Source organism: Dictyobacter sp. Z7_2 (assembly GCF_057551105.1).
Genome location: NZ_BAAJPE010000002.1, coordinates 1705799 through 1721568 on the forward strand (window position 1 = coordinate 1705799; position 15770 = coordinate 1721568).

Here is a 15770-nt window from a genome sequence, read left to right on the forward strand (position 1 = left end):
AAAGCTGTAACGAACTTATGCCTATCGCTTATCAGAGAAAGTATTCCAAGGTAGAACACTTTTTCGCCGAGATAGGAATATGCATATATCACACGCCTAACGTTACATTAGTCGCGTGCTACACGAACCTTGTCGTAGCATGGGCTGCAATAGACAGGGCGATCGTTCTTAGGCAAGAAAGGCACTTGCGTCTCAGTACCGCACTCGGCACAAATAACTGTGTGCATTTCTCGCGGAGCGCGTTCACGGCTGCCAGAACCTCCGGCAGACTGACGGCGGGCCGCACGACAAGATGGGCAACGACCGGGCTGATTCATCAGTCCTTTTTGCTGGTAGAACTCTTGTTCTCCGGCGGTGAAGACGAAATCTGTTCCGCATTCACGGCACTTTAAGGTTTTATCAACGATATTCAACTAGGGACCTCCTATGTGATATGTTGGTAATCCTCCGGGTCCATATCCTAGCAGATGTCACCAGTCATTTCCCCTACCAGCGTGGGATTCTATACCCTGGACGAGCACTGTATGCGAGACCGAGATTGGATACCGTTTGAAAGCATACACTATTGTTTCGTGATTTGCAAGCGTTTTTGTGATAAATTATCTCTATGGTACATATTTTTATGTATCTTTTATATGCAAAAGGATTTGCTGATTTATCTACTATAATTATGATTGGCACCCCGCTTTGATGTAGCAGATGAAATCTCTATACTCATCTTTATCAATATTTAGCTGCACTGTATGCACAGTAAATCGATGTTTTTTGTGTTTGCGTACACTGACTAAAGAGGAGGCTGGCCAATATGAAAATCGCCATAGATATCGATGGGACCCTGTGCTGGAGCAATTTACCTGTCTTTCTAGACGAGTGTAATCAGACCTTTCATTTACACATTGATCAGGCAATACTTTCTACACTAACGAGCAAGCATGCTTTCTATAGCTTGCCAGAGGTAGCCAACAGGATTCTACAGCAGAGCGATTTCCAAGACGATCTAGATTGGATAGAATATCGAGAGCGTTGTATCATCGCCTCGCTTGTCATGGATGATGCTGTAGAAGGAGTCTCGAAACTTGCACAACTCGGCGAGATTGCCTACTACACTGCTCGCTACTGTTCAGACACAAAAATCCAGCAAGAGATAGAAACATCCACTCAACAATGGCTCAACTATCATGCCTTCATGAATCCGCATGACATTATCTTCTGTGACCAGATTCCCGGAAAAATACAAGCGCTCTTGAAATTAGCAGAGAATGATACTATTATTCTGGTAGAAGATAGTTTCAGGAGTGTAATTAAATATATTGAGCAATTACAGGAAAATAAGTATAATCTTTTGAGAGAGAAGCTCATACTCGTTGCTGCACGTGCGATGCCTGAAGATTTGCCGCCTACATCTTTCCCAGTGGTTGCACTTCATACGTGGAGCACTATTAATAACGTAATTGAGAGGATTCAAAATTATGCCGGACAAACCCAAACCACCGCAGACGCCACGACCTGAACGATCACCAGAGACACCCAAACCGCAAAAGCCTAGCGTCCCGGATACGGAAAAGCCTCTTCCAGACAAGACCAAACGCAAGTAACCAATGATAGCCAGTTTCATCTAAATGCTGATCTTGACGTTGATGAGAAAATGATAGCCAGGATGGGCACACCAATTTCTCCCATCTGTGTCTATCAATTAGCATACTGTTTTGAGAGCGACATGTCATCATTCAACTTTGCCATTGACGCCGAATGCCCTGATACATGGGCACGCGCCACGACTATTCAGACGCCCCACGGGACAATTCAAACGCCGATTTTTATGCCTGTCGGCACACAGGCAACGGTAAAAAGCGTTGCGCCAGAAGAGCTACACGCGGCAGGTGCACAGATTATCCTTGCCAATACGTATCATCTGATGCTCCGACCGGGATCAGCTTTGATCGATGATTTTGGCGGTCTGCACTCTTTTATGCATTGGGATGGCCCTATCCTTACCGATAGCGGCGGCTTTCAGGTCTGGAGTCTGGGACATCTGCGCAAGCTGAGCGAAGATGGTGTGGCATTCAAGTCTCATCTCGATGGATCTCTGCATATGCTCACGCCAGAGCGCGTCATGCAGATTGAGGCTGAAATTGGAGCTGATATCGTTCTGCCATTGGATATCTGTGCTCCCTATCCTGGCACACCCAAAGACGCACTAAAAGCTATGGAGTGGACCCATCGCTGGGAGGAGCGGGCGCTGATCGAGAAAGAGAAACTGCGACCTGAACAAACGCTCTTTGGGATTGTCCAGGGAGCCTTTGAGCCAGAATTGCGTCAGAAAAGCGCTCAGGTGATCGGGAATATGCCTTTCCAGGGACTTTCTATCGGCGGTCTGTCGGTCGGCGAGCCTAAGGAGCAGATGTGGGAGATGCTAAAACATGTTACCCCTAATTTACCACGCGAGAAGCCTCGCCACCTGTTAGGAGTCGGTTCTCCGGAAGATCTGGTGATCGGGGTCGGGATGGGGATGGATATGTTCGATTGCGTTCTACCAACCCGTGTCGCACGTCATGGTGGACTCTTTACGCTCGATGGACGCGTGAGTATTAAGGGCGCTCGCTTCCGAACCGCTCATGGTCCCGTCGAGGAAGGTTGTGATTGCTACACCTGCCAGAATTATAGTGCCGCCTACGTCAGTCACCTGGCACGTGCAGAGGAGCAACTCTACTATAGATTGGGTAGCATTCACAATATTCGTTTTATGCTACGACTCGCTGCCCAACTGCGTACAGCGATTATAGCTGGAAATTATCCAGCCTTCCGTGAAACATTTTTAGAGCGTTACGTACCAGCATCAGAAAAAGTCCGTGAAGCGCAGCGCGAGAAATGGAAAGTTGCCAGAGATCGGCGATCTTTGAACAACGCATCCAGCGGAACGGCTCACGCGCAAGGTTAACAGATGTCAATCAGAGGAGTAGCGAAGCTTGCTCCTCATAAAGTAACTATCCCTCCGTCAGACCAAGGAACAGAGTCATGCAAACACAAGCATATCGTTTTTTAAACACTGGTATTCAAGATGCAACCGTCAATATGGCTATCGATGAAGCCATATTGACGCACTATCTTCAAGGCGATGTCCCCCCCACGATACGCGTCTTTCGCTGGTCACAGCCCTCGATCTCGCTGGGACGCTTCCAAAGCGTCGAGCGTGAAATTGATACCGACGAGTGCGCGCGCCAGGGAGTAGCTCTGGTACGACGTCCCACTGGCGGCCGAGCTGTCTATCACGAGGACGAATTTACCTACAGCATCATCATCGGTAAAAGCGATGGAGTACCCTCTGGAGTCGTAGCAGCCTACGCCTATCTCTCGCAAGGACTGATGGAAGCCCTGCGCTTGTTGGGAGTGCAATCCGAGATGAGCGATGAACGGGTCAATAAGCATCCATCGGCAGCCTGCTTTGCCTCGTCCACGCAGGCCGATCTGACCAGTGGAGGCTTTAAGCTGATCGGGAGTGCTCAAGTCTGGAAAGATCATGCGTTATTACAACAGGGATCGCTTCCTCTAGAGGATCGAGCAGACACGTTCTTCAGCATGTTACGCTATCCTGGTCAACAGGCACGCGAGCAGGCAATAGCGCTCTACAAGGAAAAGACCACGCCGTTACATACGTTCGTTCCTCAGGTTGGCTGGGATGATGTCTCTGACGCTTTTCGACAAGGCTTCAGTACTTTTTTGCAGCACGAGATCATCATGGAAGATCTCAGCTCATCTGAGTGGGATCTGACACGGCAATTAGTCCAGGAAAAGTATAGCAGGCTCAATTGGCGCAAAGAGCGCATCACTCTGGTGTAACCCCGGTGCAATAACTGCGTAGATATTCATAATGCATAGAAGTTTATCTCAACGTGGGGCATCCAAAAACGATCCATTGCACGCAGACGATAGGTAGGGTACAATGAGCAAACGTATATAACGTTTCGTTCTGGCCTTTTTGGTTTTTAACTTTTTTCGTAGGTGAACATAAAAACTGTCCTCATCTAGCGATAGAGTATCAAATTGCGAGCCACAATGTGTGGCTTCTCTGGCTGCGTATGGATGCGTTCCATGGAAACATATTTTACCCTGTGCATTCCATTAAAAACAGAGATTTAGTAAGGAGTATCTGGGCGTGAGTATTTCGAGCGAGATAGCGCGGAGGGTTCTGGAAGCCAGTAAGCAAAGGGCACGCGAACTGCGAAGCCAGGTCAGTATCGCCATTGTCGATGCTGGAGGTCATCTGGTCATCTTCGAGCGCATGATGGCACCATATGGCTTTGCCACCGGCGACATGAGTATCGCCAAGGCACATACCGCAGTGATGTTTAATCAGTCGACCGATGAGGTCGCACAATGGGGCTCCACCATTCCTGGTTTTGCCGCCAGTCTTGCTACTATGACCCATGGTCAGTTCATTATGACAGCAGGAGGCTGGCCTCTACGCGTCAATGGAGTCACCATTGGGGGCATCGGGATCAGCGGTGGCAACGCACCTGGTCGCGACGATGAGATCGCTCGCGCAGGGATTGAGGCTTTACAAACCTTAACACCGACAGTTCCTCCCATGCCGCCTGCTCCCATAGCACCACCACCGACATATCCAACGGGACCCATCCCGCCCGAGTATCATTACCAATCAGGACCCCTGCCTTCCGCTCCCTACTCGCAGCCGCTCTACGCGCAGGTATCATCCTACAGCCAGGATGAAAAGACGGATAAAGGAGTCGCAACCAGGGTCGCAACCGCCAATGATGTTAAACCCTCCACCTTTCATCTATCCCAGGACAATCCTGTAAGCACCGACCAGGCATCCGCAGCGCCACAATCAGATGCCGAAGCTTCATTCCGTTCTAATTCAGCTACCCCACCTGAGGTGGATAATCCAGGAGACCAAGCATGAGTCAAGAATATAATACAATCGCTAAGAGACCCAGACGAAACCGTACTCCACGCTATCGACCAGTCCTTGTCACTGGCAATGAGACAGCAATAGAGGAGAGCGCTCCTACCACCGAAAATCTGGCCCTTGATGCGGCTCCCACCACCAGTGAGACGGAGACTGTTACAGCACCGGTAGAAACATCCAGGAATCCTCTTCGCCTCCCCAAGTTCTTCTCAAAGGTTGAGCATAAAGAGGATAGCTCAACAAGTACAGATGAGGTCGTCGAAGCTCGCATGGCCCGCGCCAAAAAGAGTCTGAATGGGAAGGCAGCAGCGACCACTACGGCAGAAGTTGCCGAGAGCGCCAAGCCAGTTGCGAAAGCAAAAGCGGCCCCCGCCACACCAGCCAAACCTCGCCTCTTCAAACCCCGCCATTTTATCGGTATGGGGCTCTACCTGGTCGGTGCTAATGTACTCTTACCTTATGAAGCCAACTTTATCATCAGCTCTCATCTTGAGAAAAATTTATACAAGATTCCGGGCGTTAATCTACAAATTACCACATCATTACTGGCAAACATCCTCACACTCGTCATCTGTCTCTACCTGCTGGTCACCTTTGACCTACTTCCCAATGGGAAACAATTAAGCGCAAATCAGGCCGCACAGAAAAGTGGTACCAAAACAGGTTCCGCGAGTAGTTCCTCGACAACAGCCGTCAGAGCACCACAGCCCACGGTACGTCAAGGAGTCAAAGGCGAGAACGATGATCTCTATCAGAGCTATCGCATTAATCAGCGCAAGAGACGCTAAATATTGCAAGCTTGACCATAAGATAAAAGCCCCCGATCGCTATAACGATCGAGGGCTTTTATCTTCCTTACACTGATCTCCGGGGTCCGATAAGCAATAAAAATGCTCTTTTCCAGTGCTTTGTATAGATATAGCTTTAGTCAACGCTCTCTCTATGTACAGAATAGACATACATACCTATTGACAGAAAATCATCAGGCCCTTATAATCCTGGCATGGACTGTCGATTCATTACTATCCAGTCCGACAAAAAAGAAAAGTGAAATAATTTGATGCTCAGCCTACACATAAAATTCGTACAATCAAGTTTTTATTATTGGTTTAGCCCTCCAGCATGATGGTGGGCCCTTTGGGCTGAGCAAAACATACACCACCAGCGTGCTGGAGAAGCAGAGGATTAAAACCTCTGCTTTTTTGTTTCTCAAATTATCTGTTCTCATACGGTGAAAGAAAGGTTCTACTCATGATTATCACGATTAGCAACGAGGCAACTAGCGAGACACGCGCCCATCTCATGACACTTCTCTGCCGCATCACCGGCAATCAACAACCGATCACCTCAACTTTGATGAATGAGCGCGAGGTAATCGCTATCGATTCTGCTCTGGTAGACGCTCAGATGCTGGCAACTCTCAATGAGCAGAGAGCGGTACACGAGATTCATACGCCCAAGACAACCTATCAGCTAGTCAGTAGAGCCTTTCAGAAAGAAGATACCAGTATCATCATTGGCGGAACCCATGACTGCCAGCCTGTTACGCTGGGTGGAGAGCTATCCGCTCCCGTCATTATGGCTGGCCCCTGTGCCGTTGAGAGCCGTGAACAATTGCTGACAACCGCTCTCGCAGTCAAAAAGGCAGGCGCACAAGTGCTCCGTGGAGGCGCCTTCAAGCCACGTACATCGCCATATCAGTTCCAGGGTTTAGGCATCGAAGGACTCCATATGTTAGCGGAAGCACGCGAATTGACTGGCTTGCCTGTGATTACCGAGGTCATGGAGCCTGGTATGGTCGAAACGATTGCAGAATATGCCGATGTACTCCAGATTGGCACGCGCAACGCACAAAATTTCCCCCTCTTACTGGCAGCGGGACGCAATAGCAAAAAGTTGCCCGTCTTGCTCAAGCGCGGCCTCTCCGCCACCCTCGATGAATGGCTGCTGGCGGCAGAATACATCATGGCAGCAGGAAATCCCAACGTCATTCTCTGCGAACGCGGAATCCGCAGCTATGATCCACAAACACGCAACGTCCTCGACCTGACCTGTGTACCCTTACTCCATCAACTCACACACCTTCCCATCGTCGTCGATCCCAGTCATTCCACCGGTCGCCGTGAACTCGTCCCCATCATGTCACGAGCCAGTATCGCCGCTGAAGCCAACGGATTGATCATCGAAGCCCATCCAGATCCAGACAAAGCTCTCTGTGATAGCAAGCAATCTATTACCCCTGACCAACTAGAAAAAATTGTCCAGGAAACTCATATGCTGGCGCGTATGATGCGCGGCGAGGTACGTGTCGCCTGAGGCCGAAATGACCTGAAATGACCCGAGCCCTGACATTCCCTATCGACTCTTGATCCACTGTTATGATATACTCATTGTACGTAGAAAGAGTATTTACATTAGATGGGTGGGAAAGACCAAAGGCTTTGAGGAGACACCATGCCAACACGAATTATTATTGCCGATGACGAAGCCATTCAGCGCATGGATCTAAAAGATGTGCTGACCAAACAAGGCTATCTCGTTATCGGAGAAGCTGGTGATGGCCAGAGCGCAGTCAATCTGGCTCGTGAACTACGACCAGATCTGGTCATTATGGACATACGTATGCCCGACGTAGACGGCATTGCTGCCGCCGAAATACTCACACAGGAAAAGATTGCACCAGTGTTGTTGCTCACTGCCTTCGGAGATCAACAGTTGGTCGAGCGTGCTAAAGAGGCCGGTGTAGTCAACTACATTGTGAAACCTCTCCGCGAAAGCGAGGTTGCACCTGCGATTGAGGTAACACTCGCACGCTACAGCGAATACCGTGCGATCGAAGAGGAGAATCGTACCCTCTCCGAGAAACTGGAGACACGGAAGGTCGTCGAACGCGCTAAGGGTCTTTTGATGGAAAAAAACGGGCTCTCTGAACAAGAAGCCTTTCGTAAAATCCAGAAGGCCAGCATGAATAACCGCAAATCGATGCGTGAAGTAGCTGAGGCTATTTTACTAACGAACGAAATGTAGGCAGAAACGGAGGATGGCGCAGCGAGGCTACATCTTCCTTTGTCTCGTAAAGAATAGAAAAAAACGATGTCACTAGCAACGAGTACAGAAAAGATCGTGATTGTAGTTGGCATTCGCTTTCGTCCGTCGGGTCGCATCTACTATTTCGATCCACTAGAACAGACCTTCTCAAATGGTCAATATGTCATCGTAGAGACAGTGCGTGGTGTTGAGGCGGGTCGTGTCGTAATTGCCTCCAAGAAAGTGGCCGAAAACGATCTCAGTGATCCTTTAAAGCCTATCCTGCATCTCGCCACCGAAGACGAACTACGAATGTTGCTTTCATATAAAAGTAAAGAAAAAGATGCTCTGGTACGCTGCCACGAACGTGTCGTTTTTCATAAGCTTCCCATGAAGCTTGTCGAGGCGGAATACACATTTGATGGAAGTCGTCTCACTTTTTACTTTACAGCAGATGAGCGCGTAGATTTTCGTGCTCTCGTGCGTGATCTGGCCGCCACTTTTCGCACGCGTATCGAGCTGCGACAGATTGGCGCACGCGATCAAGCCAAGCTACAGGGCGGCGCAGGCCCCTGCGGCAAGACACTCTGCTGTAGTTCGTGGATTACTGACTTTGGTATCGTCTCCATCAAGATGGCAAAAGAACAGGGATTACCCCTGAATCCCTCAAAAATCTCCGGTGTCTGTGGGCGCCTGATGTGTTGCCTTTCCTATGAAAATGACAACTATATCCAGGCCAAGCAGCAGATGCCTCAAATCGGGACATTCCTTGACACTCCCAGCGGTCGAGGCAAGGTGGTCTCAATTAATGTTCCTCAAAATTCAGTTGAAGTAATGCTTGAGAGTGGTGCCACCATCCACACTCCTGTGGAAAGCCAGCCAGAGCCCAAATCACAGGGATCGTGCGGTAGCGGCGGGTGCGGCACAAAAGGTGGCGGCTGTGGCAGTGGCGGCGGGTGCAGCACAAAAAGCGGTGGCGGCTGTGGATCGTGTGGCCTCAAGAAGAAGTCGTAAATCAAAACAGACTATCTGGTTGCAGAGATGAGAGGAAGGTGTGTATACACATGTCGTCGGACAGGAAGGACCCGGGGGGAAACTGGCAAGATCCACAACAAGCGGATTCTAGTTGGCAGCAACTTCCTGAACAGTTTCCAAGCACAGCAGAGGATATAAATTCCTCCCAAGTTACCCCTATCAACGATGGGGATAGCGACGCTTATGCCCCCTCACCCACAGGAATTTCAGCTGGCAATGAAGATTTTGATGAGGAAGCTCTTTCAAACGCGCCAGCCACTTCACCCTTTGAATTTATCAAACATGTCAGCCAATACATTACATTGCTTGTCATTCCACTCTTTTTTTGTGTCTTGACCAGCTTAATCGTACTACCTCAAATTGCGCTCGGCAGCGCGGCAGTTCCACCTATAGGCTTCTGGCCTATTTTGCTTGTGATTATCGCGATTACAGTCGTGCAAGCGGTCTCGGTCTATTATGCAGGCACCGAAAATGATGTATGGATACTCGGAACAATCGGAGGCTTTTGCCTCTTTGTTGTCCTATCCTGCTTCGTGCTCTATGGGCCAGTGGCAGGCATACTGATACTGATCGCCCTGGTTGCCATCAGTGTTTTTCTGCTCAGACATTCCATCCACCCGGTGCACGAAGGCCTCGTGGATATTGTCTATAGCTTCAAAAAATACAACCGCACCTGTACCCCGGGTATCAATATCCTGCTTCCCTGGGAAGAGGTTGCCATCCAGCTCAACGTGGAAGAGATCCAATGGATCTGTCCCGCTCAGATCATCCAAATGTCACGCGATGAAGATATCATGTTACGTGGAGTTATTTCCTACCAGCTTATCCCAGAGGATGCTCATCTCGCGATCATACAGGTTCAAAATTGGGAGAGTAGCTTACGAAATCTCTTTCAAACAATGCTCCAGAACATCAGCACCGTTTTCCAGCCAGATGATTTTCTGACCTGGCCTCACGGCAAATCAGCAGAGTCGGCACAGCCTGGCGACGATGATTTTACTGGTGGCTTTGAACGTCGAAATCAGATCAATAACTATCTTTTCCAACTCATGCGCGATAAGGCCGCGCTGTGGGGAGTACAGATCAATTGGGTCAGCGTACGCGACATCGAGATTGCTCCCCATGGAGCAATCAAAATCGAACCGATACAAACGCCCATCCATGTAGCAACGCTTCCCGCCGAAAAAGTTATTCAGCAGCCTATCCAACCGGTGGCCACGACCGTCAAATCAGCCACGGCGGCTGTTCCAGCCAATGCACCAGCCGCAGGAGCAACGTCCGCCTATGCTCTCTCTGAAGAGGTACTTGCACGCGCTTATGAAGAGGTCAAAAACGGCAAGATTACTGATCCAGAGACGATTCGCAGCATCGCAGTGAAATTTGAAAGAGTGGCACAACATCCTGAACTCAGTCAGACAGTCAGCTTTGACGCTGCACGTGCAGCCCTCAATCTCTACGAACAGGCCCGGCTACAAGAACAACAATTTACACCCGCCATGTATCATGACTCAACTCAGCCTGAGTTGGTCATCGGCACACAAAAAGACGAAGCCCGGTAACCATTAAATGGAATGCACCATACTGCTCGCTATGTGAGAGGTATGGTGCATTCTTATTGGCAGACACATCTGATACTTCTAAGCTAGCGGATGGCGCTCCCCGCAAATCCACGCAAGACATTATTAAATTGAGCGGCTTGCTCATCCTGAAGTTGCAAGGTAGCTTTATCCAGAATACGTACATCTATACGTGGGTTTACACGCTTGAACGCGGCGCTCACCTCGGCAGGAGCGAGCAGACCTTCACGTCCCCAGATAGCAACAACCGGCACCAGCAAACGTGATAGCGCTTCATGCACGTCTCGATGTAGATAATTGCTGAGGAAAGCCGCTGTGGCATGACGACTATTGGGCTGATGAGCCGTCGTGTAGATATACTCAACCAGTTCATCGGTGATCAGACCAGGATTGTGAAAGCCCTGATTATCATAATAGCCTCGAATAGCCGAGCGCGAGGTCAACAGATTATAGACAAACTGACCGATAATCGGAGCACGCAAGACGGTTTTCCAGATGGCGTTTAACGGTCCTGGATAAGATTCTTGTAAGATCACTGCTGGAGCCGCAACCAGGATCAAGCGCTCAAACAGTTGAGGTCGGCGATAAGCGGCGGCGATCACATATGCGCTGGTCAAGCCATGAGCAACCACGATGGCGGGCTTACCAACCACTTCACGAATAAAATCGGTGAGCAGATCGGTATAGGTCTCAGCATCATAATCAATCGCCGGCCGATCCGAGAGACCAAAGCCGAGGAGATCTAAAGCATAGACACGAAACTGTTCTGAGACCGTTTCAATATTTTTGCGCCACTCGTATGATGATGCTCCCGGGCCAAAGCCATGGATCAAGACAACAGGCTTCGCCTCCCGATCCCCCTTCACCTCATAAAACATATCGCCATACTTCCACGGATAACGGCGCTCTTCTCCTGTTAGAACAGTGTCAAGCTCGCCTGCCATTGTCTCCGTGACTTTATTATACAGAGCCAGCGCCCCCAGGGCACCGCCAACCACTAGGCCAGTATTAAACAATTTTTTTGCAATTGTCATAAGAATACACACTCCTACTTGCTGTTCTATCAATTTCTTATGTGCGAAACGCTCGGCCGAGCGTCTCCATACGCTACCAGCAGGTTTTTTTCCCTTATAGAAATATAATTTTCCCTATCCACATCAGAGCTATAGAGCATACAATGCTCAGAAGGTAATATAGCATGTTGAATTAAGAGAGTGCAAACGGTACTAGCCAGAATAGCTTCTTCATTAACCGCCATCAAAAGATGGATCAATGAACCTACTAGGCAAGCTGATGAGAGATGTGGTACTATTTTCCTCATTATGCAAGAACTCTCATCATATTTACACATTTCTGAAGAAGTGCAGACTGCACTACAAGAGAAGCGTGCCGTAGTCGCGCTTGAGTCGACGGTCATCGCTCATGGGCTTCCCTATCCAGCCAATATTGAGGTGGCGCTGGCGATGGATGCTGCTATCCGCTCCGAAGGAGCAATTCCAGCTACCATCGGGATTCATGATGGGAAGATCGTGATTGGCCTTTCCGAAGACGAGATCACACATCTGGGCACGACACCTGATATTTTGAAGGTGAGCCGACGCGATCTGGCTGTTACCCTGGCCACCGGACGCTGGGGTGCCACCACAGTAGCCGGCACGATGCTCTGCTCCCAGATGGCGGGTATCCGCTTCTTTGCCACAGGAGGCATCGGAGGTGTCCATCGGGGCGCTGAGAACAGCATGGATATTTCGGCCGATCTCCAGGAACTGAGCCAGACTCCGGTACTGGTGGCCTGCGCGGGAGCCAAATCGATCCTGGATCTCAATCTGACACTTGAGTATCTGGAAACGCATGGAGTCCCTGTACTTGGCTGGCAAACAGATGAACTTCCAGCCTTTTACGTACGTCAGAGTGGACTCCATCTGCATCATCGCGTCGACGATGTCGAGACATTGGCCCGAATCGCACGTATCCAATGGGAATGTGGTCTCCATGGTATCGTCGTCGGCTGCCCAATTCCTCCAGAGTATGCTCTGGAAGCTGCTCCTCTAGAGCAGGCCATCACGGAAGCATTAGAAAGAGCACAGATACAAAATATTCGTGGATCAGCGATCACGCCATTTGTGCTGTCACATGTCGCCCAGGTCACTACAGGCGAGAGTATCGAGGCCAATAAAGCCCTGCTCTTGAACAATGCTCATTGGGCTGCTCGCTTTGCCCGTGCTTACTACAGTTAATCTGTCTGCACTCAGACGTTGATTTATTCTGATATAACGACTACAATACGAATACTCAAAGGATTTTGTGCCTTCAAAATCATACAATCCTTTTCTCATTACATATCCTCCTCGAAAGGAGCCCTATACCGTGAATAGTCCAATAGAGATTCGTAAGGTTATCATAGGTGTAGTCCTTGCTATTATCTGGATGTGCTTGTTCATATTTATTAAGGACTCAGTCGTCATCGATTGGAATGGCGATGGTTCAAACCTTACCTCTTTCAAAATGGTCCTGGGTCTGATCGGTTTCCTGGTGATTGTTTTCTACCTTTTACTGGTAAATGCAACCGCTGAGACGAAAAAGTTAACCGGGACTGCGATATTGTCAATTATTTGGCTCTCACTGATACTTTTCTATCCCTTCAAAGATCCAAATAATACCAACTCTGGCGCGGTAGCATTCTTTGCAATGCTCGGTGGCCTGACAATTGTGGTGCTATGGGTCCGTTTTTTCTCAGACGAAATAGTAGCATCAGCCTGAATGCAACCCCAAGTAGCGTCGGACGCTTGCGTACGATGTCCCACTCGACGTACGATCAGGCAGGCCAGCGTGGCTCGCCGCGATCCTGCTGTCTCGTACGATGAACTGGGACATCGTACGCAAGCGTCCGACGCTACTTGGGGTTTTATGGGCACAGATACGCAACGTTTCCTGATCATACGTCCAGGAGCGCTTGGAGATACACTGGTGCTCTTTCCAATCCTGCAGCATCTGCGCACGTTAGCCGCTCGCACGCATATCACGGTAGTTGGCAATACCGCTGTCTTACCACTAATGCAGGCTTTTCAACTCGCCGATGAGGTTGAAAATTATGAGGACCTGCTATGGAGTCGGCTTTTCATGTCCCCCACAGGGCGTCGGCAAGAGCAGCTCTACGCCAGAATATGGCAGACCGATCGAGCCATCTGCTGGCTCACGGATAGCGATGGACTGGTCAAGCAAAACCTGCAAGCCGCAGGTATCCCACACATCTCCATCGCGCCAAGCCGTCCGACAATGCCGATGCCGATCATCTCCTATCTGGCTCAGAGCATTGGAGAAGATCCAGAGACCGTCAAGTGGAGGGTGCCGGCAGAGTATGCATGGCAAAAAAGATCAGCAGGAGAGCAAAAGACACGGGCTATCGCTATCCATCCGGGCAGTGGAGGACAGCATAAATGCTGGCCAATCGCGCACTTTGCCACGCTTATCAGCGAGCTCTGGCGACACAGCATTCCCGTGCTGCTCCTGGCGGGGCCAGCAGATCATCAACGGATTGCAGCATTACTCCAACTGCTCCCTGCTCCTGAAGCAGCCACACTTCTGCATCTGGTACAAGATGCTCCACTGCTCACAGTGGCACAAGAGCTGCGACATTGTCAGAGCTATCTGGGCAACGACACAGGTATCAGTCATCTTGCCGGCCTGCTTGGCGTACCCACGTTGGTTCTCTTTGGGCCGAGTGATCCAATCACCTGGAAGTCTCCTGGCCCAACAGTACTAGTATCTCAAGCTACCCGTTTAGATGAACTCGCTCCACAGGCCGTCTACGCCCAGCTTGCAGCACATTCAGCACGCTATAACGGATAGGCACAAAAACGCACTTTTGGCAATATCTAGATATCTCGTCTTAGCCCTTTTTGTCATTTATTTTACAGAAATGACGAGATCACATATACTGAATTATATTGGTATATTTAATTCTACATATTTGGATGCAACACAGCAGCTTGTGGCTACTCGGTCTGGTCTATTTCTGTGACCTCAAATCAATCATGAGCAGATAGCGCATCCACCTGATATTTAGGAGGACACGCATGAATGAAGATCCATCCAAAATACCGTCTCTTGAGCAGCCGGTACAACCCGATGCACCAACAGAGATGTTTTCAGCACCACCACCACATTCAGTCAGACCAATCAATCGGAACGGTGCGCAAACACCCTGGACACAACCGAGACCATCAATCCGCCCAGAGCAGTTAATACGTCCCACTGCCTTAAGGCCAGCCTTACCAGGTCCTCTGCCTGCTAAATTAAAATACTTATGGAACTCAGATCCCGCGTATAAAGTTCTTTTTGTAGCCATCGGTGTTGTCGTGATTTGCAGCATCTGTGGCCTCTTCTTGTTAGGCAACGCCTTTTCACATGGAGCAAACACAACGTCAGCACCAACGCAAACTGCAAATACGTCAAAGACGACAGGCACCACACCTACCGATAATTCCAATACTACGACGAAGCCAACGAAAGGCGCACAATCCACCCCGACCTCAAGCCCAGCCGCCACGCCTTTCCCCACGCCAACGCCTTTCCCCACACCAACGCCTACAACACCGCCAGCGCCAACACCAACAGCGACAACGGCTCCCCAACCTACACCCACCCCAATCCCACCGGCAGCGCTGACCGCACAGATCACCAGCATTCCGCAAACGGCCAACAATCACAGTACCGTTTCAATCACAATAGCGAGTATCCCTGGTGCAACCGTCTGGCTGACCATCATCACCGGAGCTAATCCGCCATACATTGTAAGTGCAACAAAGATTGTCGATAATACAGGTACAGCCACCATTACCTGGCATATTAACGAGCGAGCCTTCGGCCCGATGACGCGCTCGACGACCGCGCAGGTAACAGCTCATGCACAAGGTACAAACGGTCAGCAAGTGCAATCGCAGCCATCCCAAATGACGATAATTCTGGCATAGGCTAGAGACAAGGTGATTTTTTTCGCCGTATATGCGTATAACTTTATACTACACGATACTTATACTCTCAGAGTGCCGCTCTCTAGTGAGTTGTAAAGATATTTTATAACTTACGACAGAGAGTGGCGTCTCAGCTTCATGATCAAGGTAACGACAAAAATTTGTTCTGGGTGTTTATGGACCGAAGCTTGAGGAAAATGAGAGAATTTTCCACTGCATGCAGCGCTTCGT

General features: G+C 49.6%; 15 protein-coding genes. 13 read left to right on the top strand and 2 right to left on the bottom strand.

Annotation, left to right across the window (positions count from 1 at the left end):
- Positions 1 to 107: 107 nt before the first annotated feature.
- A complete protein-coding gene (locus AC27N8_RS20605) occupies positions 108 to 413 on the bottom strand; it encodes a zinc-ribbon domain containing protein (RefSeq protein WP_487069284.1) in 306 nt (101 codons plus the stop codon).
- Positions 414 to 805: 392 nt separating this feature from the next.
- Here AC27N8_RS20605 and AC27N8_RS20610 point away from each other — a divergent pair, with 392 nt between their 5' ends.
- The 9 genes from AC27N8_RS20610 (at position 806) to AC27N8_RS20650 (ending at position 10548) form a co-directional block, all read left to right on the top strand.
- A complete protein-coding gene (locus AC27N8_RS20610) occupies positions 806 to 1510 on the top strand; it encodes a hypothetical protein (RefSeq protein WP_487069285.1) in 705 nt (234 codons plus the stop codon).
- Between the two features lie 207 nt (positions 1511 to 1717).
- Positions 1718 to 2938 carry a tRNA guanosine(34) transglycosylase Tgt gene (gene tgt / locus AC27N8_RS20615; RefSeq protein ID WP_487074715.1) on the top strand — a complete coding sequence of 407 codons (1221 nt, stop codon included), beginning with the start codon at positions 1718 to 1720 and terminating at the stop codon, positions 2936 to 2938.
- 77 nt (positions 2939 to 3015) lie between these two features.
- Entirely contained in the window at positions 3016 to 3837 is an 822-nt protein-coding gene (locus AC27N8_RS20620) for a lipoate--protein ligase family protein (RefSeq protein ID WP_487069286.1), read from the top strand.
- Positions 3838 to 4153: 316 nt separating this feature from the next.
- A complete protein-coding gene (locus AC27N8_RS20625; protein WP_487069287.1) occupies positions 4154 to 4921 on the top strand; it encodes a GlcG/HbpS family heme-binding protein in 768 nt (255 codons plus the stop codon).
- Positions 4918 to 5715, top strand: a complete 798-nt coding sequence (locus AC27N8_RS20630; RefSeq protein ID WP_487069288.1) for a hypothetical protein — start codon at positions 4918 to 4920, stop codon at positions 5713 to 5715. Before AC27N8_RS20625 ends, AC27N8_RS20630 begins: the two co-directional genes overlap by 4 nt.
- 463 nt (positions 5716 to 6178) lie before the next feature.
- Positions 6179 to 7243, top strand: coding sequence for a 3-deoxy-7-phosphoheptulonate synthase (aroF, locus tag AC27N8_RS20635; RefSeq protein WP_487069289.1), 1065 nt, complete (start codon positions 6179 to 6181; stop codon positions 7241 to 7243).
- Positions 7244 to 7381: 138 nt separating this feature from the next.
- Positions 7382 to 7954, top strand: a complete 573-nt coding sequence (locus tag AC27N8_RS20640) for an ANTAR domain-containing response regulator (RefSeq protein WP_487069290.1) — start codon at positions 7382 to 7384, stop codon at positions 7952 to 7954.
- Between the two features lie 66 nt (positions 7955 to 8020).
- Entirely contained in the window at positions 8021 to 8968 is a 948-nt protein-coding gene (locus AC27N8_RS20645) for a PSP1 domain-containing protein (protein ID WP_487069291.1), read from the top strand.
- A 50-nt stretch (positions 8969 to 9018) separates the two neighbouring features.
- On the top strand, positions 9019 to 10548 hold the full coding sequence (locus tag AC27N8_RS20650; protein ID WP_487069292.1) for an SPFH domain-containing protein: 1530 nt from the start codon (positions 9019 to 9021) through the stop codon (positions 10546 to 10548).
- An 83-nt stretch (positions 10549 to 10631) separates the two neighbouring features.
- On the opposite strand, the gene AC27N8_RS20655 is transcribed toward AC27N8_RS20650, so the two are convergent.
- Positions 10632 to 11600, bottom strand: coding sequence for an alpha/beta fold hydrolase (locus AC27N8_RS20655; protein WP_487069293.1), 969 nt, complete (start codon positions 11598 to 11600; stop codon positions 10632 to 10634).
- 288 nt (positions 11601 to 11888) lie between these two features.
- Here AC27N8_RS20655 and AC27N8_RS20660 point away from each other — a divergent pair, with 288 nt between their 5' ends.
- From AC27N8_RS20660 to AC27N8_RS20675, 4 genes are all read left to right on the top strand, one after another.
- The gene (locus AC27N8_RS20660) at positions 11889 to 12803 is read left to right on the top strand and encodes a pseudouridine-5'-phosphate glycosidase (protein WP_487069294.1); all 915 of its coding nucleotides are present in this window, start codon (positions 11889 to 11891) and stop codon (positions 12801 to 12803) included.
- 130 nt (positions 12804 to 12933) lie between these two features.
- Complete coding sequence (locus tag AC27N8_RS20665) at positions 12934 to 13326, top strand: hypothetical protein (RefSeq protein ID WP_487069295.1); 393 nt, start codon at positions 12934 to 12936, stop codon at positions 13324 to 13326.
- Positions 13327 to 14415 carry a glycosyltransferase family 9 protein gene (locus AC27N8_RS20670; protein WP_487069296.1) on the top strand — a complete coding sequence of 363 codons (1089 nt, stop codon included), beginning with the start codon at positions 13327 to 13329 and terminating at the stop codon, positions 14413 to 14415.
- Between the two features lie 227 nt (positions 14416 to 14642).
- Positions 14643 to 15539: a hypothetical protein gene (locus AC27N8_RS20675; RefSeq protein WP_487069297.1), complete on the top strand. Its 897-nt coding sequence runs from the start codon at positions 14643 to 14645 to the stop codon at positions 15537 to 15539.
- The last annotated feature ends 231 nt before the right edge of the window (positions 15540 to 15770 follow it).